19 protein-coding genes are annotated in these 18,032 nt (G+C 64.6%); 8 read left to right on the top strand and 11 right to left on the bottom strand.

Annotated elements, in window-relative coordinates:
* Positions 1-28: 28 nt before the first annotated feature.
* Both CH249_RS11155 and CH249_RS11160 read right to left on the bottom strand, forming a co-directional pair.
* Complete coding sequence (locus CH249_RS11155; protein ID WP_094683422.1) at positions 29-2,158, bottom strand: Rv1355c family protein; 2,130 nt, start codon at positions 2,156-2,158, stop codon at positions 29-31.
* On the bottom strand, positions 2,155-2,868 hold the full coding sequence (locus CH249_RS11160; RefSeq protein ID WP_094683423.1) for a hypothetical protein: 714 nt from the start codon (positions 2,866-2,868) through the stop codon (positions 2,155-2,157). The genes CH249_RS11155 and CH249_RS11160 overlap by 4 nt, the downstream gene beginning before the upstream one ends.
* Before the next feature lie 140 nt (positions 2,869-3,008).
* On the opposite strand from CH249_RS11160, the gene dcd reads away from it, so the two are divergent.
* The 7 genes from dcd (at position 3,009) to CH249_RS11195 (ending at position 10,668) form a co-directional block, all read left to right on the top strand.
* Entirely contained in the window at positions 3,009-3,587 is a 579-nt protein-coding gene (dcd, locus tag CH249_RS11165) for a dCTP deaminase (RefSeq protein WP_032396620.1), read from the top strand.
* 168 nt (positions 3,588-3,755) lie between these two features.
* The gene (locus CH249_RS11170; protein WP_179273288.1) at positions 3,756-5,291 is read left to right on the top strand and encodes an Hsp70 family protein; all 1,536 of its coding nucleotides are present in this window, start codon (positions 3,756-3,758) and stop codon (positions 5,289-5,291) included.
* Positions 5,292-5,346: 55 nt separating this feature from the next.
* Positions 5,347-6,789, top strand: coding sequence for a CYTH and CHAD domain-containing protein (locus tag CH249_RS11175; protein WP_045197225.1), 1,443 nt, complete (start codon positions 5,347-5,349; stop codon positions 6,787-6,789).
* Positions 6,790-6,871: 82 nt separating this feature from the next.
* Positions 6,872-7,954, top strand: a complete 1,083-nt coding sequence (locus tag CH249_RS11180; RefSeq protein ID WP_094646034.1) for a hypothetical protein — start codon at positions 6,872-6,874, stop codon at positions 7,952-7,954.
* 150 nt (positions 7,955-8,104) lie between these two features.
* Complete coding sequence (locus CH249_RS11185; RefSeq protein ID WP_032396616.1) at positions 8,105-8,392, top strand: ANTAR domain-containing protein; 288 nt, start codon at positions 8,105-8,107, stop codon at positions 8,390-8,392.
* 141 nt (positions 8,393-8,533) lie between these two features.
* Positions 8,534-9,502 (top strand): Hsp70 family protein, encoded by a 969-nt coding sequence (locus CH249_RS11190; protein WP_256988267.1) that lies wholly within the window; start codon positions 8,534-8,536, stop codon positions 9,500-9,502.
* A gap of 50 nt (positions 9,503-9,552) precedes the next feature.
* Positions 9,553-10,668, top strand: a complete 1,116-nt coding sequence (locus CH249_RS11195; protein ID WP_032396614.1) for a fused (3R)-hydroxyacyl-ACP dehydratase subunits HadA/HadB — start codon at positions 9,553-9,555, stop codon at positions 10,666-10,668.
* Positions 10,669-10,837: 169 nt separating this feature from the next.
* Here CH249_RS11195 and CH249_RS11200 read toward each other — a convergent pair whose 3' ends face one another.
* The 4 genes from CH249_RS11200 to CH249_RS11215 form a co-directional block, all read right to left on the bottom strand.
* Complete coding sequence (locus tag CH249_RS11200) at positions 10,838-11,233, bottom strand: VOC family protein (protein ID WP_045200503.1); 396 nt, start codon at positions 11,231-11,233, stop codon at positions 10,838-10,840.
* Positions 11,230-11,346 carry a CGNR zinc finger domain-containing protein gene (locus tag CH249_RS28730; RefSeq protein ID WP_217901388.1) on the bottom strand — a complete coding sequence of 39 codons (117 nt, stop codon included), beginning with the start codon at positions 11,344-11,346 and terminating at the stop codon, positions 11,230-11,232. The genes CH249_RS11200 and CH249_RS28730 overlap by 4 nt, the downstream gene beginning before the upstream one ends.
* 33 nt (positions 11,347-11,379) lie before the next feature.
* Positions 11,380-11,916 (bottom strand): hypothetical protein, encoded by a 537-nt coding sequence (locus tag CH249_RS11210; RefSeq protein WP_094683425.1) that lies wholly within the window; start codon positions 11,914-11,916, stop codon positions 11,380-11,382.
* Positions 11,917-11,977: 61 nt separating this feature from the next.
* Entirely contained in the window at positions 11,978-12,445 is a 468-nt protein-coding gene (locus CH249_RS11215) for a helix-turn-helix domain-containing protein (protein ID WP_094646032.1), read from the bottom strand.
* Positions 12,446-12,538: 93 nt separating this feature from the next.
* On the opposite strand from CH249_RS11215, the gene CH249_RS11220 reads away from it, so the two are divergent.
* Positions 12,539-13,708 (top strand): thiolase family protein, encoded by a 1,170-nt coding sequence (locus CH249_RS11220; protein WP_094646031.1) that lies wholly within the window; start codon positions 12,539-12,541, stop codon positions 13,706-13,708.
* 98 nt (positions 13,709-13,806) lie between these two features.
* On the opposite strand, the gene CH249_RS11225 is transcribed toward CH249_RS11220, so the two are convergent.
* Genes CH249_RS11225 through CH249_RS11245 form a run of 5 tightly spaced genes read right to left on the bottom strand, consistent with a single transcriptional unit; the run spans position 13,807 to position 18,030 of the window.
* Positions 13,807-14,433, bottom strand: coding sequence for a TenA family protein (locus tag CH249_RS11225; RefSeq protein WP_094646030.1), 627 nt, complete (start codon positions 14,431-14,433; stop codon positions 13,807-13,809).
* Positions 14,430-15,182, bottom strand: coding sequence for a glutamine amidotransferase (locus tag CH249_RS11230; protein WP_094630515.1), 753 nt, complete (start codon positions 15,180-15,182; stop codon positions 14,430-14,432). The genes CH249_RS11225 and CH249_RS11230 overlap by 4 nt, the downstream gene beginning before the upstream one ends.
* Positions 15,183-15,191: 9 nt before the next feature.
* Positions 15,192-16,205: a phosphotriesterase gene (locus tag CH249_RS11235; RefSeq protein WP_256981065.1), complete on the bottom strand. Its 1,014-nt coding sequence runs from the start codon at positions 16,203-16,205 to the stop codon at positions 15,192-15,194.
* Between the two features lie 11 nt (positions 16,206-16,216).
* Positions 16,217-17,251, bottom strand: coding sequence for an ABC transporter permease (locus tag CH249_RS11240; protein WP_045197205.1), 1,035 nt, complete (start codon positions 17,249-17,251; stop codon positions 16,217-16,219).
* On the bottom strand, positions 17,248-18,030 hold the full coding sequence (locus CH249_RS11245; RefSeq protein ID WP_094630512.1) for an ATP-binding cassette domain-containing protein: 783 nt from the start codon (positions 18,028-18,030) through the stop codon (positions 17,248-17,250). Before CH249_RS11245 ends, CH249_RS11240 begins: the two co-directional genes overlap by 4 nt.
* Positions 18,031-18,032: the final 2 nt, after the last annotated feature.

Raw genomic sequence — 18,032 nt, forward strand, 5'->3', positions numbered from 1 at the left:
ACTGTTCCCCCTGGTCTTCGCCGGAACTCTACCCCGATACAGACGCTGAAACAGGAAGTCTGCGACTATGTATGGCTGTTTTCGGGGCGCAACTGAGCCGCAACACCAGTGCAACGGATTCGGTGCTTTCCATTTCAAGCAGTGCGCGGAACCGAAAACTCAACTGCTGCAATGCTTCTGCGTGGTGCGTCGACAGTTGCCGATACTCCTCCGCGCTTCGGGCGTAGAGGAACGCAGGGGAAACCGGTTGCACCGCCAATCCACGCAAATGCGCAGTTACCCATACGTTCTCTGTTGCACATCCTCCTCTGATGTAATGTTCCGCGGTCGATCCGGGTACGACCACCACGGCAAGTGCCGAACTCGACAGCACTCGATCCCGCATATCGGTCCCCAGTGCCGCGCCGGCGTCCCAGACTTGCACGAGCTCCATGACGTCCGGCCGCTTGACGATCTCCAGCTTGGACAGGTCTGCGTCGTCGATCCCCAGAGTCGATACCTCGATGCCCCGATCGGGATCGAGATCACCCGGCCAACGCAACTCGGAGAACATGTCTCGATGCAGGTGCGGTGTGAGGTACCGAATGCGATCCGCGGCGGCGAGGACATCCGCGGCCGCGGCAATGGATTCGGGTGTCGTCAGCAGCACTGCCCGTCCACCTTCTGCGGCCGCTGCAGCGGCGATGTCGGCGGCGATGTCCGCGTCCAACGGCGCGCCGGTACCCAACTCCCGGTTGGTGCACCGCTCGAGAACGCCGTCGAGCAGGCGTCGATCGGTGATGGGTTGTGGGTCGCCCGCGCCCAGCGTGATCTCGACTCCGTTCTCGCCGTAGTCGGTGCGGTCGAGCCTGCCCTGCGCGGTGGCCACCACTCGGGCGTTGAAGGCGGCTGCACCGACGGCGACGCAACTGCCGCGGAAGGCGATGTCGAGCGTCGAGGTTCGTGAACGATCGACTTCGATCCGCACGGTGCGTCCGTCGCGGGTGAAGGTCCACGGCTGACTGTTTCCACCGGACGGCGCTCGACGGGCAGCCTCGAGAACGAGCGCGTCGGGATCGACGCAGGCCCGTCGGGCGTCGACGGCGGTATCGACCGAGGTCTCCTGCACCCGACGCGTCGGGTTCGGGGGCACGAGCGCATCGAGATGGGTGTCGAGGTCGATGCGGATTCGTCCGGACGGCAGGTGCGCTCCGGTGCCGAGGCGTCGAACGGCTGCGGCGATGGTGGCACCGCCGAGTTGAACGTCGCCCCCCAGTTGCGGCCAGGTCTCGATGGTTTCGCTCACTTCCACCATCGAAGCGGCCATGCGCGCCGAGAGCAGCGAGGCGTCGAGCTGATCGAGAACGATCGGGATCTTGTCGCGCGTGCCGAGCCCTCGCAGACTCGCAGAGTCGATCTCGCCGAGCACGCCGTGGAACACCGGGCGTTCGGGCGCGAGGTCGAAGCGTTCGACGTCGAGAAGCCCTCGGTCGGAGGTCTCCATCAGTACCGGGATGCGTCGCGACCGGGCCGCCTCGCGGGCCCGGACTTTGACATCGAGGGAGTCGCATTCCTCGACGAGGAGGTCCAGTCCGTCGAAGAACTCGTCGATGGTGTTCTCGGTGATTCCGTCCTCGGCGATTTCGACGCGTAGGTACGGGTCGATTTCGGCAATGCGTCGGGCAGCGACGACCGCTTTGTTGACGCCGAGATCGAGGATGGACGCGGGAATTCTATTGAGGTTAGAAAGTTCGATCTCGTCGAAATCGGCGAGGCGAAGCGTCCCGCAGATTCCTTCGAGTGCGAGGGTGTGGGCAATGGCATGTCCGACGCTGAGCCCGATGATTCCTATCGTGAGATCTCCTAAAGAATTCTGTTCCGCGAGAGTTATCTTGTTTCGGTTTCTGTCGAGCCTCAGGTGTCGGAACGAGTTCGGTCCGAGTACCGCGACGACGGTTTTCCGCCATGGAAAGAAGACCCACCTGTCGTTTTCGTCGAGAAGGCTCTGCTCAGGGCTGGGAAGAAGTGAGAGGAGGCCTTTTCTCTGCGTCTTCCTCTCGTCCAGAAATGTGAGGGTCGGATCGCGTCTGAGTTCGTCGAGAGCGGCGCGCTGTGTGGCGTCCGTCTCGTCGAATATCACAGGCTTCCAGTGGTGGCCGGGTAGGTGTTGATCGTTCATGATGCGACTGCTTCCGGGAGTTCGGCGGCTGCGCGGCGGTGCGCGAGCAGGGTGACGGTGTTCTGCCGCATCCGGCGCCAGGTGGCCAGATCGGCGTTGAATGCGAGTGTGGTTCTGTCCCACCAGAACACCTCGGTTCGATAGCGCTCGTCGGGGTAGGGGATCGGTGCGATCTGGGTGGCGATGACCGCTCCGGTGTCGAGCCATGCGGCGCGCACGTGGGATGCCGCGGTGGCCAACGCGTAGCGCGCGCCGAGAAGCGCGGTGCTGTAGGCGGGTGATTCCGCGATCATCGCGGTGACGGCCCGGCCGTGGGGTGCGCCCTGAGCGACCCACGCAGATTTGAGTTCGACGACTCCGTGGCCGATGCGTTCGTCGAGCATGGTGTGCACGCGCCGGAGCCCGTCGGGGTACTCGGAGAATTCGATCAGTGCGTGAGATTGATCGACCGAGGAATACGGTCCTTGCACTCGTACTCCACCGACTATTTGCCCGGTTCGGTCGAGTGCGGCGAAGAACAGTGAGGTGGTGCTGCCGTCGCGAATGGTCGACATTTCGAGTGCGGTGGTCACACCGTGTCGCATATAGCTTTCCTCTGCGCCGTCCAGGAATTGTTCCCACAAGGTCGGATTCTCGGCGGGAGTGGTGGCCAGAACGAGGCATTGTGATCTGTCGTCCCAGTACGAGGGGACGTCGAACGGAATTGTCATTTCACTCTTCCTGATAGGAGTTGCCCGAATGTGAATGGTCGTGCCGCTCGATTGTCCGGCTTTTCCTTTGTGGAGCTACGTAACGTGATCGGGGTTCGGGTGTGTCGCGAGGGACCGCCCGGGACCAGTAGCCTGCAGAGGTGCTGCTCTCCGACCGTGACATCCGTGCCGAAGTGACCTTGGGAAACCTCGCGATCGAACCGTTCGACCCGTCGATGGTTCAGCCGTCGAGTGTCGATGTGCGGCTCGACAAGCTTTTCCGGGTGTTCAACAACACCCGCTATACCCACATCGACCCGTCGCTACAGCAGGACGAATTGACGACGCTGGTCGAACCTGCCGCAGGTGAGCCGTTCGTTCTTCATCCGGGGGAGTTCGTTCTCGGCTCCACGCTGGAATTGACGACGCTGCCGGACTACTTGGCCGGTCGGCTCGAGGGGAAGAGTTCGCTCGGGCGGCTGGGTCTGCTCACGCACTCGACCGCAGGCTTCATCGATCCGGGCTTCAGTGGCCACATCACGCTGGAGTTGTCCAACGTCGCAAACCTGCCGATCACGTTGTGGCCGGGCATGAAGATCGGGCAGCTGTGTCTCTTCCGGCTGTCTTCGCCGTCCGAGAATCCGTACGGCAGCGCCGCGGTGGGGTCGAAGTATCAGGGCCAGCGTGGGCCGACACCGTCGAAGGCCTACCTGAACTTCGTTCGCTCCAGCGTCGAGTAAACGATCCCGAGGTCTGTTTCTCACCGCGAAACGTGGTGAATGTCCGGTTGTAGCGGTACTCTGGTAACTCGACGTGGGTTGGGGCCTACCAGAGCGAGGTTTCTAGTGTCCGCGGTTCCCGATGTGTCCGTACTCGGCGCTTCGTTGGGGTCGAGTGGTCTGCGCAGCGTGATCAGCGACAACGCTCGCTCCGGTGCTGTCCTGGAAGTACACGAGCCCGTCGCATCCCGGCCGGCACCCAACGGCCTCGCTCCCGATCCGTGGGATGCCGTCATCACGTCGGTTCACAATCTGGCGAGCGAGTATGCGTCCGCGGATTTCCATCCGGTGCTCGCACTGCGCGAAAGCGACCCCAAGACGGCCTACGACCAGGACTTCTCCGATGGCGTTGTGCTCGTCTCCGAACTCGGTGCCCAGTTGGGTGCGCTGCGGGAGACGCGGGTGCTCGCCGGTGAGCGCTGCGTCGCTCTGTTCGACGTCGGTGCATCCGGTACCTCGGTATCCGTGGTGGATGTCGACAGCGGTGATGTCCTCGCGTCGCGTCGTACGGACGCCCTCGGTGGTGACGACTGCGATCGGGTGCTGTGCGATCACCTCATCGCGACGTTCGGTGCGGCCGAGGCGCTGACGGTCGAGGCTCGGCGGCGGCTCGTTCACGACGTCCGCGCCGGGAAACACGAACTGGCACTGCTTCGCAGCGTGTCGATCATCGGACCGTTCGTCGGCGGACGTGCATCGCTGTGGCGTGGCAATCTCGACGAGCTCATCGGCGACGCGGTGCGCCGAGCCGTCTCGATGGCCGTGGACGTGCTCGACGAGGTCGGTGCACAGGGCATCCACGTCGACGCCATCGTCGCTGTCGGTGGTGGTGCCAACATGCAGATAATTCGGCAGGTCCTGTTCGACGCGGTGTCGATGCCGGTCTACGTGCCCGAGCAGCCGGAACTGCTGGCGGCGCACGGCGCTGCCGGGATCGCTCGGACGGTGGGTCGGCGGCCCACCCCGGCACCGCCCGAGGTGCTTACCGATCGGTTCGCTGCCGTGGATCGGGACTCCGCAGACGTGGAGGTGGGTGCGGTCGCCCCGGTGGTCTCCAAGCGCCCACGGCACAGCGACACCTCCTCCAAGCGGATGACCAGGGTCAACAAGTCTCGGCATCTCGGGGGCGCACTCGCGGCGATCGTGGCGGTGTGTGCAGCCGGCACCGTGGTCACTGCGGCCGCACGCACCAGCGGCGACGAGCCGTCTCCGTCGGTGAACAGTTCGCAGGACGCCTCACCGACCGCTCGGTCGCAGTTCGTGGTGCCTGCCGCAGACGGATCACCCGCCGACCCCACCGGGTCGTCGTTGCCGCCCGCGATCACGACGGCGCAGACCTCGCCTCCGGTCGACCCGTCGGCAACGTCGCCCTCGGCCCCAGCGCCGACCACTTCCGACGCGGCGAGCACCACCGCAGCGCGGCGCACCGTGGCCACGACCACTGCCCCGTCCGACATTCAGCAGACGACGGCACCCGACACGCTCACCCCCGATCGGTCGACCATTGTACCGACGGCTGTCCCGCCTGCCACCACGACTCGTCCGACCACGACGAGCCCCGCCACGACGACCCGGGCCACGACGACGACGCGTCCGCCGACCACCACACGGTCCACTCGGACGTTCGATTTTCCGCTGCCGGACTTCGACTTTCCGCGACGCTGACCGGTCTGCAGTTTCGGACTCCATCGGCCCCGGTACTCGAGGCAGGATGACAGGTATGGAGTCGATTCAGACCGAGCGCGAAGACAAGTTCGACGTCGACGCAGATTTCCGATTGCCCACTCTCGCTTCACTGGTGCCCTCCGGCGGCGCTCTGGCGTCGAGCGAGACCGACCTGAGCAGTGAGTACTTCGACACGACCGGCCACGACCTGTTGCGACGCGGAATCACGGTTCGGCGTCGTACCGGTGATTCCGACAACGGCTGGCATGCGAAGGTCCCGGCGGAGAAGGCGCGGACCGAGATTCGGCTCCCTCTCGGCAACGGAGCGCACGGTGCGGTGCCGGACGAGCTGAACGACGTGCTGCGCGGTGCGGTGATGGGCGCGGAGTTGTCTGCGGTCGCGACTCTGACGACGCATCGCACGATTCACACCGTGTCCGACGCCGACGGGGCTGTGGTCGCGGAAGTGGCCGACGACGAGGTCTCCGTCGTCCTGATCGGCGGCGCGACCGGTCCGCGGTGGCGGGAGGTCGAGGTGGAACTCGGACCCGCAGGGTCGGAGTCGTTTCTGAAGAAGGCGGGCAAGGTGCTGCGGGCTGCCGGTGCCCGGCCGTCGGCGCATCCGTCGAAGCTGGATCGGGCGCTGTCGGTGGTGCGTCAGGTACCCGCCGAACCCGGGGTGGTGCTGTTGGCGGACTATCTCGACGCGCAGGCGCAGGCGATCGTCGCAGGCGATGTGTATCTGCGTCGAGGGCTGGATCCGATTCATTCCACGCGGGTGGCGATTCGGCGATACCGCAGTACCCTTCGTGTGTTCGGTAGCCTGTTCGAGGACGAGCCCGCCGCCCAGCTCGAGGCCGAACTGTCCTGGTATGCAAGCATTCTCGGTGAAGTGCGCGATCGTCAGGTGCAACGTGCCCGGTTCGCCGCCGCGTTGCGCGAACTACCGCCCGAACTGGTGCTCGGGCCGGTCGCGTCGCGCATCGAGAACGACCTGCTCGCCGAGCAGATTCGGTACCGCGAGGCGGCGATGACCGAACTCGACGGAGAGCGCTACCGCGCGCTGCTCACGACGCTGGCGGAGTGGTCGCGCGGGCTACCGATCGACGGCGAGGTCACCGACCGCGTGTTGGTCAAGCTGGCACGCAAGGCAGGAAAGAAAGCGATCGATCGGACGAAGAGTGCCGTGCGCGGTACCGACGACGAGGCGCTGCATCGGGCACGAAAGGCATCGAAACGAGCACGGTATGCGGCCGAGTTGGTTGCACCGGTGGTGGACAAGAAGGTCTCGAAAGCGAACATCAAGCACTTCAAGACGATTCAGGAGGTGCTGGGAGAGCATCAGGACGCGGTGATCGCGGCGGACATTCTGCGTACCCTCGGCGCGCGAGCAGGCACGACGGCGGGGGAGAACGGATTCACCTTCGGCCTGCTCTTCGAGCGGGAGCGCCGGGCCGCCGAGACGGCCCGCGACGAGGCGAGCAGGTTGGAGTTCTGATCGAGCAAAACAATTTGTTTCCCCGATTTCGGGCTCGAAGGGTACTCTGAGCCCGAATCGAAGTCGGGGGGAGTCGACGACCATGGCCATTGCGCTCGGGATACACGTCGGTGCCGAGGAAGTGTCGGCCGTGCTGGTCGAGGCCGATCTACCCGAGTTGGGAGCCATCTCCACGCGCACCGTGTCCGTTGCGGCGGTTCCCGGCGGCGTGGGTGACGCCGTCACCACGATGCTCGGAATCATGAGGGTGCAAGCGGCCCAGAACGATCTGCGGATCAGCGGTTCCGGAGTGGTGTGCGACAGCATCGCGCTCTGCGGGATCGTCCGTGCAGCGCTCGCCGCCCATGAGGTTCGCGATGTCGTGGTGGTCGACGCCGGAGATCCGCGGTTGAACGCCGAGGTTCCGCTGGGAGTTGCAGCAGCACTGATCGGCACCGTCGACGCCCTCACTGCATGGGCAGGCGGGCCGGTCGACGTCCCTGCGGAGTCGGTCGACGAGGTCTGGAACGGTTCCGGCAGCGATGCGGCCGGTACTCCACGCGGTGCGCGACTGACGATGATCGGTTTGGGCGTCGCGGTTCTCGCCGCGCTGAGCGGAGCCACGGTGTGGGCGCTGTCGGCGGCCGGTCCGACCCAGAATTCCGTGGTCGACAGCGCGGATCGCACCGAGATGCCGTCGGCCGGGGGCAGCGGGGTCGCGTCGTCGTCGGTGGCGGTGGTCGCGGGTTCGGCGGTCCCCCCGCCTGCGCCGTCGATTGTTCCGTCCATCGAGGCCGGGGTGTTCGAGGCACCTGTGTACGGGCCGGTGCCGGTCGGTACCTGGAGTGAAGCGCTCCCCGCGAGTCCGGTCCCCACGTCGATGAGCTCGTCGGGGGGTGGGGACTCCCGGGCCGGATCGGGTGGCGGCAGACCCGGCGTGGTCTCCGGCGGCGGCAGCAGCGAAGGTCGTGGCGACACGGAGGGCGATGCGGACGGCGGGGCGTCGGGCGGCGGCAACTCGGGTGGCGGTGGTGATTCGGGTGGAGAAGAAACGACGACCGTCGAGCCGGAACCCGACCCCGATCCTCCGACGACCACGAGCCCGATCGAGACCACCACGGAGGTTCCGGTCACCACCGAACCCACGACCGTCGACGAAGAACCGGCGGCGAGTCCGGTCGAGTGAGATCGATTCGTTGATTCCCTTGTGAGCGTGCATTTTTGATACTTGGACAAGTCCTTCTCGTGACGGGTATGTGAATTCGACTCCGACACCTGAACTTCTGCTCATGCGTGGCTACCATCGAGTCATCGACCAGCAGACGGTGAGTATTCGATGACCGAGAATCCCGCAGCAGAACCGTTGACTCGCACCACTATCGACAGGGCGGTGGGTGTTCTCATCGCGCTGCGCGGCTGTAGTCCGGAGGACGCGTTCGCCGAATTGGCGGCGCACAGCTTCCGATTCGATGTCTCCCTCGTGCAGTCGGCTCGGTCCATCGTCGCGGCCGCGCGCGGAATGGACTCGGCCAACGGCGTCGCCTGTGCGGCGATGACCTCGGCGCAGGAGGAGTGGGGTCCGCTGCTGGCGTACCGTCGAGATCCTTTCGATCACGTCGCCTGAGATCGGCCGGCTCAAGTTTCGCTGCTTGTTATATGTCCCAAAACAAACCGAAAGTTCATTCAGATACCGAGATTGCTGTCCAGACGACGGTTCGGCGGTCTACTATCGGCAGGTCGGAGTAGCCAGTCGAGTCGAGGAATCATGAGAACAGTCCTTGGTGTTTCGGTGGGTTCTGCCACTGCCCGAGGGGTCGCAGTCGATGCGATCGACGAGTCGGTGCGGTCGGCCCACATCGTTCACTCGTTCGATCCTGACGATCACCTTCAGGTCGCCATCGACTTGCTGGACTCCATGTCGCGCGATCAGATGGTCGACCGAACGGACATCGTGTTGGCGGTACCCGACGATCCCGGTGCTCGCGCGCGTACGTCCGCCTACTCCACGTACGAGGCCGATCGACTGCTGGTCGCCTCCGAACTCGGAGCTCAGCTGCGGTATCTGCAGGGAACGGGCCAGCTCGAGGGCGCTCGTACGGTCGCGGTCTGCGACATCGGGGCTTCGGGCACCACGGTGTCCGTGGCAGACCCGGCCACCGGTACGGTCTTCAGTTCGGTGCGCACCACGTTGTTCGGAGGCAACAGCTGCAACGAGCAACTCTCCCGCTACCTGCTCTCGACGTACGGAGCGGACGAGTTGGCGTCCGATCGGGCACGGGCAGAATTGACGGTATCGGTCCGAACGGCGCGTGAGCAGCTTTCTCGACTGCGGGTGGCCGAAGTTGCCGGACCCTTCGTCGGTGGTCCGGTCAGGTTGTGGCGCAACACTTTCGATGATGTTCTCGAACGCAGCATTCGGTCGTTGGAGGACTGGGTGGCCAGTGTGATCGTCGACGCGCCCTGTGCCGTTCACGCCCTGGTGATGGTCGGTGGCTGCGCCAACATTCCGACGCTGCGGCGCCTGTTCCGTCGTGATCTGATGCTGCCGGTCGTCGCACCCGCCAATCCGGAGTCTCTCACCGCGCACGGTGCGGCTCTGATGGCCGTCGACGCGGTCGCGTCGCGTCGACACCGCCCGCGGGGTGCCACGATCGCCAACGTCGCGCCGTCGCAACATGCCTCGATGGTAGGCATGGTGGGCTACCACGACTCACCGCGACACCGCTCGGCTTGAACCCGCCGGCCTGGCCAACGAACGCCGTTGTTCGGTAGGTTGCTCGGGTAATGGTGAACAGTGGGGTACGAGACGGTGGGACAACAGTGGCAGAGCAGGTAGCGGAGTCCGGTACGGCAGCAACCGACGGTGAAGCATTCGATCCGGCGGAACATGCTCGGAGCATGGTCGGTTATCACTACCGCACCGAGGACTACTACGAGGTGGGCCGCGAGAAGGTCCGTGAGTACGCCCGCGCCGTCCAGGATTTCCACCCCGCCCACTGGGACGGAGATGCCGCGGCCGCGCTGGGTCACAGTGCCCTCGTCGCGCCTCTGACGTTCATGTCGCTGGTCGGCACCCTTGCGCAGAAGAAGCTTCTCCAGTCCATCGCCGAGGGCTACGACCTGAGCCAGATCCTCCAGACCGATCAGGTGCTGGTGTTCCAGAAGCCGATCCTCGCCGGCGATCAACTGACGTGCGATGTCTCGCTCGACTCGTTCAAGACGGTCATGGGACGCGACATGATGGTCACCAAGAACGTCGTGTCCAACCAGAAGAACGAACTGGTGCAGACCACGTACACCACGCTGCTCGTCGGTCGGTCCGGCGAGATCGATCCGGCCATCGCCGAGTCTGCGAAGAACTTGGTGATGTTCGGCGCGACGACGGACGTCAGCGGTGCCGATTCCGGCGAGAGCGGCACACTGTCCACTCCGCAGGAACACGAACCTCTGGTCGTCGAGGAGTACCGGGGTCGGCCCACACAGAAGTTCGACGAGGTGAACGTCGGAGACGAACTGCCGCCCCGCACGGTGCGCCTGACCCGCGGTGACCTGGTCAACTACGCAGGTGTTGCCGGCGACGCGAACCCGATTCACTGGAGCGAGCAGTTCGCCAAGCTGATCGATCTCGAGAACGTGCTGGCCCACGGGATGCTTACGATGGGCGTAGGCGGCGGGTACATCACCGAGTGGCTCGGCGACCCGGGCGCTGTGAAGGACTACACCGTCCGCTTCACCACCCCCATCCCGGTGGACACCCACAAGGCCGCCGAGATCGTCTTCACCGGCAAGATCAAGTCCAAGGACGAGGCGACGCGTACTGCGGTCATCTCACTGGGTGCCACGTTCGAGGGCAAGCGAATCTTCGGTCACCGCGCCACGGTCACAGTGCAATTGGGCTGAGTGCCTGCGGCAGTGGTGTGGTTGTGTGCCCCGGGCGGCACTCGACCACACCACTCGGATGCTCGGTTGGCGTCCGTAGTCCGCGGATCGGCTCCTCGGTTGTGGATATGTGACTCCGATCGGCGTCGGGTATCCGAATGTGGGGAGCTGATGTGCGGGGCGCGCCGTTTCACGTCCCGACGAAGATGCAGAACGGATGGCCGGCCGGGTCGGCATAGATTCGGATCGGCTCTTCCGGGTCGTCCCGCAGGTCCCGCAATAGTTGCGCACCCAATTCGAGTGCGCGCGTGTGCTCTTCGTCGAGTTGCTCGACGGTGTCGACGCGAAAGTCCAGGTGCAACATCTGAGGGTGCTCGCCGTCCGGCCATGTTGCGGCAGGTAGTGAGTCGATCTGTTGAAACGCGATTCGCCACGAACCGTCCGGCGCGGTGATCGCGAGCCAATCCGGATCGATCGTCTCGGCGTCACCGGGGATGTACTCGAAACCCAGCAGTTGCCGGTAGAACTCGGCGGACTCACGGGCGTCGGTGCAGTCGAGGACCACTTGATGTACCGAAATGTTCATGATCTGCCCTTCTTGACGGCGTGGTGTCGTGCAGCGCGCGCCCGATTGCCGCATGCGCTGCAGCACCATCGATCCTGCAGAAACAGTTGACCGCATCGCGGGGCATCGCACAACGCCAGGCGGTCACGGCCTGAACGTACTCGGCCTCAGCGTCGGTCGGCCCTGTGTTGAACACCCGCGAAAACTGCGCCGATCACGATCGACACTGCCAAGCATTCGATCAGGAACACGAGACTCGATTCTCGGAACAGCGGCGACTCCGACATCTGCGCGGCCATCGAGTCGGGGTGAACCAAGGCAATGGCCGAGACCTGCGGCGGTCCGACGGCGGCGGAGGCCCACAAGGAAGCTCCGAGAAACACCGACGTCGGCAAGGGGCACCAGAACAGCGACTGCCGAGATCCTCGAATCCGTGCTGCCGCAGCGACCACGCACAGTGTCAGTGCGCCGATGACGAGCGACGACGGAAACCATGGTGGCCCCTGTTCGGTGAACAGTTGCGCGTAACCAATGATCGATACGCTTCCGGTCTCGCCGGATACAGCCGCCGGGTCGAAGGGCGCGAGGGGCGCGGCGAAGTGCCACAGCGATGACAGGGCGGCGGCCAGGGTGAGACCGAAAACCAGTGCGGTCCAGGCCCTGTCGGGTCGGCCTCCGGTGCCGCGCTGTAGATCGTTGCCCACGTGCAGCAGGTTACGCGTCGTGCCCGCTGTGTGTGCGTCTCTTCGAGTCGAACACCGGAGGCTAGGCGATGCGCACTCTCAGTTCGTCCACCGGCACTTCCGCACCGTTGTTGTCGGTGATCCGGACGTGCACTGGGTTTCCTTGTCCATCAACCACATCGAGGGGCCCGTCATCATCCTGTAGGTACTCGTCGCCCCATTGCATCAGCCCGAGTACGACGGGCAGCAGGTCTTCCCCCATTTTCGTCAGGATGTACTCGTAGCGTGTTCGTCCTTTGTCGGGGCGGTAGGGCTGTTTGACGAAGATGCCCGCGTCGACGAATTCTTTGAGTCGGGCGGCGCTGCTGGCGTCGGTGATGCCGACGCGTCGGCTGAAGTCGTCGAATCGCGTCGTGCCGTAGAAGGCCTCGCGCAGGATCAGCATGGCGGATCGGGTTCCGACCACGGACAAGGCGCGCGCAATGGAGCAGCGGTCGCCGGCCGTCCAGGAGTCGAGGTCGGACAGTGGGCCGTCCATGTGGAGGGGCATGTCACGATACTACTGACTTTACAAAACTATAGCCAGCTCGTACCGTGGTGTCAGCGATCCGATAGGAACGGGTCGATCGGACAAGGAGCCGTCATGAGAGACGCAGTCATCGTCGAGGCAGTCAGAACCCCGGTCGGACGGGGCAAGGCAAACGGCACTCTGCATCCCGAACATCCAGTGGACCTGATGGCCCACAGTCTTCGGGAAGTTGTGCAGCGCAGTGGAATCGACCCGAACCAGATCGACGACGTCATCGGTGGTGTCGTCACCGCAGTGGGGGATCAGGCGTCGAACATGACTCGACGTGCTGCATTGGCGGCGGGCTATCCCGAATCCGTGCCTGCGACCACGGTGGACCGTCAGTGCGGAAGCAGCCAGCAGGCGATTCACTTCGCCGCTCAGGGCGTCATCTCCGGTGCCTACGATCTGGCGATTGCGGCCGGGTCGGAGTCCATGAGTCGAATCCCGATGGGCTCGAACATGATCGGTACCGAGGACCCGGCAGGTGTCGGTTTCGCCGAGAGGTATCCGGACGGTCTGGTGCCGCAGGGCATCAGTGCCGAACTGATCGCGGCCAGGTGGGGTATCAGCCGGACCGAAATGGACGAATTCGCATTGTCCAGTCACGCGAAGGCCGCGGCGGCAACCGAAGAGGGACGCTTCAAGAGGGAGATCAGCGCCATCCGCGGGCTCGACCGTGACGAGGGGATCCGCACCGGGTCGACGCTGGAGGCCCTGGCAGGGCTGCGTCCGGCGTACTACAGCGACGCCATGGCGCAGCGGTTCCCCGAAATCCAATGGAACATCACCGCGGGCAACGCAAGCCAGATCAACGACGGTAGCGCCGCGGTCATGATCACCACCAGCGAGAAGGCGAAGGAGCTCGGCCTCACGCCGATGGCCAGGCTGCACAGCTTCGCCGTGGTCGGTGACGATCCGCTGATGATGCTCACCGCCGTCATCCCGGCCACGCAGAAGGTGCTCGCCAAGGCGGGGTTGACGATGAGCGACATCGACCTGTTCGAGGTCAACGAGGCATTCGCCTCCGTGGTGCTCGCATGGGCCAAGGAGACCGGGGCCGATCCGAGCAAGGTGAACGTCAACGGCGGAGCCATCGCCATCGGTCACCCCCTCGGCGGCAGCGGTGCGCGCATCATGACGACCATGGTCCACGCCCTCGCCGAACGTGAGCAACGCTTCGGGCTGCAGGTGATGTGCGAGGCGGGCGGCCTGTCGAACGCCACCATCGTCGAACGCCTGTAAATGCCTGCGGCAGTGGTGCGGTCGAGTGCCCCAGGCGGCACATGGGAGTGGAGCCTGCGGAACGACCCGCAGGCCTTGTCACACCGCTGCCGCAGGCACTAGTCCATCGCCGTGTTGTGGAATTCGTTCTCGGCGGCCAACATTCCTGCGAACCACTCGTCCAGCCTTGCATCGTCCACAGCGTTCATGGCGTCGACCTCTCGGGCCAACGCGTCGACCTGCGCCATGAAAGCAGGTCGGGTATGCATTTCTATCCACTCCTGCAGCGCCGGTTCGCGATCGGCTGACGTATGGAGTGCTGCGCGGCACCAGGACAGGTACAGGGTCTCTGCGGCGAACATCGCCACGAGTGCTGCGGCCCTGCCGTCTCGACGGGCAAGTCCCAGTGCGTAGTCGGACAGTACGGACGATCTCTCGATCAACTCGTCGGTATCGCCGTCGTACGGAAACTGCTCACGTAGCCCGGCGAAGTACTCCCGCTGCTCACCGACGAGATTCGACAGTGACACCACATGATCGGTTGCGTCGTCCAAGGACTCGGACTCTGCGACGACGAGTCCCAGGATGCGCACCGCGGTGAGTACGAACGCCTCCTCGATCACCAGGTAACGCCGGAAGTGGTCGTCGCGTAGTGTGCCGTCGATCGATTCGACGATGAAGGGGACGCGCTGCGCTGCAACGAGGTTGCGTTGTTGCCGCGCAATCAGTTCGGCGGAGCGACTCATTCCGCGGACAACCAGGTGATCAGGCCGTCGAACAGATCGGTGTAGCCGAGCCACTGCTCGCAGAACTCCGGCGGTGCCCAGTGCGGTGAGCAGTCCGAGGTGAAGACCGCCGAGCGGCCCTTGCCGTAGGTGCCCGCAGCGACGAGCGGATCTCCGTTGATGGTGGCGGGGACGGCAACTCCGTCCTTGGCGATCACTCGGTTGTAGCCCAGGAGTGCAGGCCACTCGATCCCACTGGCGCTCACGGTGGGGTGCTTGTCGTCGACGACCACGGGGACCATGCCACCTGGGGTCTCCACGCGATCGTCTTCGGCGAGCATCGTCACCGGCAGAGCGTCTGCGAGTGCTGTCTGCCGGAACGCAGCGCGGGCCTGGAACCCGGAGAACGAAAGGTATCCGCCGATCATCAGCAGCGCACCGCCGTCGTGCACCCAGTTCCGGAGCTCGACCAGGCGGTCCTCGCCTGCCTGAAAACGATCGAAGACGCTGGGTGCGAGCTGAATCGAGTTGGCGCCGATGTCCGAGAGGACGATGACGTCGTAGGCGGACAGAGCCTCGGCGTTACCGGGAAATTGTGTCGGCACCAGATGCGCCGGCATGTGCACCACGTCGTGTCCGCGGGAAGCCAGGGCGTCCTTGAGTGGTCCGACACCTTCCACGTAGGAGTGCACGGTGAATTCGTCGACGCCCTTGACGTGCGTCGAGGTGGTCATCCAGCTTTCACCGGCGATCAGAACTTTCTTACCCATGGTGGTTCTCTATCCTTTTCCGGCGCTCTCGAAGAGCGACCTCGGGTTGTCTCGCATGAGCGAGGACACGTGCTGGGGATCGATTCCGCTGCGCACGAGTCGTGCTGCGAAAGAGACTGGTACGTAGGCCAAACCGTTGCCACCGAATGTGCGGAGCATCGACTTGAGAAACAGGTCGTGACTGAGGAGCAATTGCCGTCGGTATCCGCCGCCGATGAGACCGGCGACCGCGAAGGCGGTGTCGGCGGGCGATGGAGACTGACCCTCACCCGGGAACTCGAAGGGCATGCCGATCATGTCGAATTCCAGATACACCCCGCGATCACCCAGAGCGCATTGGTAGTCGGGATCGTTGCCCGACGGGTCCATGTGGCAGAGCACCACAGCACTCGGGTCGACACCCATCTCCTCGACGACGATGTCGAGCACTTCGTGCCCACGCCGCTGCCACCCCGGAAGGTGAACGAACAGTGGTACAGCGACTTCTCGTTGCGCGACGCATGCGGCGCGTAACGCCTTCTTCTCGGCGGCGGTGAACGACGGCGAGACTCCGACCTCCCCGATGACCCCGGGGCGAGGCCCGTCGTTCGAGGAGAACTCGGCAACGAGTCCCGACGCGAGTTGGTCGACGCTCAGCGAGGCGACCTCGGCCGGGTGCGTGGCCTCGAGGTACCAGCCCGAGCCCATGACGACCCGGACCCCCGAGTCTCGGGAGTACCGTTCCAGGATCTCGGGTCGACGACCGATGCCCGGTGGTGTCAGATCGACGACGGTCGTCCCGCCGTGGTCGGCAAAGGTTTTCAGGTCCGCCAACACGGCCGCCGCGTCGTCGATCCGGCAATTGTCGGCGCTGTGATACGGATTGTCGTGCAACAGCCAGGCGTCCGAGGCCGAGATCGGTCCGGAGAGAACCTGCGCCACAGCGGGATCGGGCGATTCCGAGTACGCCACCGAGGCGTCGTTGTGCAGGTGCTCGTGCGGTAACACCAACCCCAGCTCGCTCGAGTCGACCGGACCGGTCACCGTCCGGACGATCACTGTTTGCCCGGTGCGCTCTGCAGGTGCTTGAACAGTGACGCCAACGAGTGCCCACGCATGTTGATCCAGATGGCGACGAGCAGAACGATTCCGGTGATGATGGGCGTGAGGAAGGGGCTCACGCCCAGCAGCGTCAGGCCGTTGGCGATGATGCCGGTGAGGACCGCACCGATCACGGTACCGACCACGGTTCCTCGTCCACCGAACAGGTTGGTTCCGCCGAGCACCACCGCGGTGATGACGGTCAGCTCGAAACCGTTGGCGGAGTTGGCGGAACCCGATCCCAGTCGTGCGGCGATGAGCAGGCCGGCAATGCCGGCGGCGAGACCGGTGAACACCAGCGTCATCATCAACACGCGACGGGTGTTGACGCCGGAGCGTCGGACGGATTCGACGTTGGACCCGATTCCGGTGACGTAGCGGCCGAAGCGGGTGCGACCCAGCGCAACCGCGCCGATGACGACCACGGCGAGGGCGATCCAGGCGCTCGCCGAGAACCCGAGCCACGACGCAGTGCCGAGCTTGGCGAACGCGGTGCCTGGGGTGATGGGAACCGAGAAGCCCTCGGTGCGGTACAGCGCGATGCCGCGGATGATCGAGAGCGTGGCGAGTGTGACGATGAACGGTGGAATGCCCTGGTAGGCAGCGAGCCAGCCGTTGACCAGTCCCCACGCCGCACCCATCAGTGGAGCCGCGACGAACACGACCGAGGAGTCGACGCCTGCCTGGATGAGCTCGGCGCTCATCGCGGCGACGAATGCGACCGTCGCTCCGACGGAGAGGTCGATCTGGCCGGTGGTGATCACGAACGTCATCGCGACGGCGATGATCAGGACCGGTGCGATCTGCGTGGCGAGGTTGGAGATGTTGGTGAACGTCAGGAACGACGACGTGGTCACCGAGAAGACGAGGGCCACCGCGACGGTGACGGCCAGCATGGCCAGTGTCGGCTTGTTGGTCTGTTGCCACAATGTCGGTCGCGCAGCGAGTTTCGCGACGCTGGGCTGTGCGTTCTTGTCGAGAGTGATCATGGGCGGCCTTCCGGCGAGGACGGTGAGCGCTGGGGAACCGGAGTGCGAGTGATCAGTCCGACGAGCGATTCGATGTTCAGCTCGCCGATCGGAACGTCGTCGACGCTCTGTCCCTCGTACATGACGGTGATGCGGTCGCAGACTCGGAACAGATCCTGCAGGCGGTGCGTCACGAGGATGACGCCGACGCCCTGGGCCGCAACGTCCGTGATGAGTTTCAGGACCGATTCCACCTCGGCGACGGCCAGTGCGGCCGTTGGCTCGTCGAGGATCAACACGTCGGGCCGGAACGAGACGGCCCTGGCGATGGCGACGGTCTGCCGCTGCCCGCCCGAGAGTTGGCCGATCTCCTGGTACGTCGACTTCACTTTGACGTGCAGGTCCGCGAGGATCTTCGCGGCGCGTTCGTGCATGCCGTGCCGGTCCAGAAACGGTCCCTTGCGGGGTTCACGGCCGAGGAACAGGTTGCTCGCGACATCGAGGGTGTCGCACAGCGCCAGATCCTGATAGACGATGCCGATCTTCTGCTGCTGCGCATCGAGCGGTGTCGAGAAGCGCACCGGTTCCCCGTTGACTCGCATCTCACCACCGTCGTGTTGAACGGCGCCGGCAAGGATTTTCATGAGCGTCGACTTGCCGGCGCCGTTGTCTCCGACGACTCCGAGTACTTCGCCGCGTGAGAGCCGGAGGTCGACTCCCTGCAACGATTTCACCGGGCCGTACGATTTGGTGATTCCCGATAGTTCGATCAACGGTGTTGTCGGATCATGGTGTGCCATAA

Origin of the sequence: Rhodococcus sp. 05-2255-3B1, assembly GCF_002258545.1 — a bacterium.
In the GTDB taxonomy this organism is placed as follows: Bacteria; Actinomycetota; Actinomycetes; order Mycobacteriales; family Mycobacteriaceae; genus Rhodococcoides.

Excerpts from the sequence above, each read along its gene's own strand:
- CH249_RS11225 (WP_094646030.1), bottom strand. The coding sequence starts at position 14,433 with ATGAGTCGCTCCGCCGAACTGATTGCGCGGCAACAACGCAACCTCGTT.
- CH249_RS11185 (WP_032396616.1), top strand. The coding sequence starts at position 8,105 with ATGACCGAGAATCCCGCAGCAGAACCGTTGACTCGCACCACTATCGAC.
- CH249_RS11195 (WP_032396614.1), top strand. The coding sequence starts at position 9,553 with ATGGTGAACAGTGGGGTACGAGACGGTGGGACAACAGTGGCAGAGCAG.
- CH249_RS11155 (WP_094683422.1), bottom strand. The coding sequence starts at position 2,158 with ATGAACGATCAACACCTACCCGGCCACCACTGGAAGCCTGTGATATTC.
- CH249_RS11160 (WP_094683423.1), bottom strand. The coding sequence starts at position 2,868 with ATGACAATTCCGTTCGACGTCCCCTCGTACTGGGACGACAGATCACAA.
- CH249_RS11200 (WP_045200503.1), bottom strand. The coding sequence starts at position 11,233 with ATGAACATTTCGGTACATCAAGTGGTCCTCGACTGCACCGACGCCCGT.
- CH249_RS11180 (WP_094646034.1), top strand. The coding sequence starts at position 6,872 with ATGGCCATTGCGCTCGGGATACACGTCGGTGCCGAGGAAGTGTCGGCC.
- CH249_RS11230 (WP_094630515.1), bottom strand. The coding sequence starts at position 15,182 with ATGGGTAAGAAAGTTCTGATCGCCGGTGAAAGCTGGATGACCACCTCG.
- CH249_RS11245 (WP_094630512.1), bottom strand. The coding sequence starts at position 18,030 with ATGGCACACCATGATCCGACAACACCGTTGATCGAACTATCGGGAATC.
- CH249_RS11175 (WP_045197225.1), top strand. The coding sequence starts at position 5,347 with ATGGAGTCGATTCAGACCGAGCGCGAAGACAAGTTCGACGTCGACGCA.
- CH249_RS11220 (WP_094646031.1), top strand. The coding sequence starts at position 12,539 with ATGAGAGACGCAGTCATCGTCGAGGCAGTCAGAACCCCGGTCGGACGG.
- CH249_RS11240 (WP_045197205.1), bottom strand. The coding sequence starts at position 17,251 with ATGATCACTCTCGACAAGAACGCACAGCCCAGCGTCGCGAAACTCGCT.
- CH249_RS11190 (WP_256988267.1), top strand. The coding sequence starts at position 8,534 with ATGAGAACAGTCCTTGGTGTTTCGGTGGGTTCTGCCACTGCCCGAGGG.
- CH249_RS11215 (WP_094646032.1), bottom strand. The coding sequence starts at position 12,445 with ATGCCCCTCCACATGGACGGCCCACTGTCCGACCTCGACTCCTGGACG.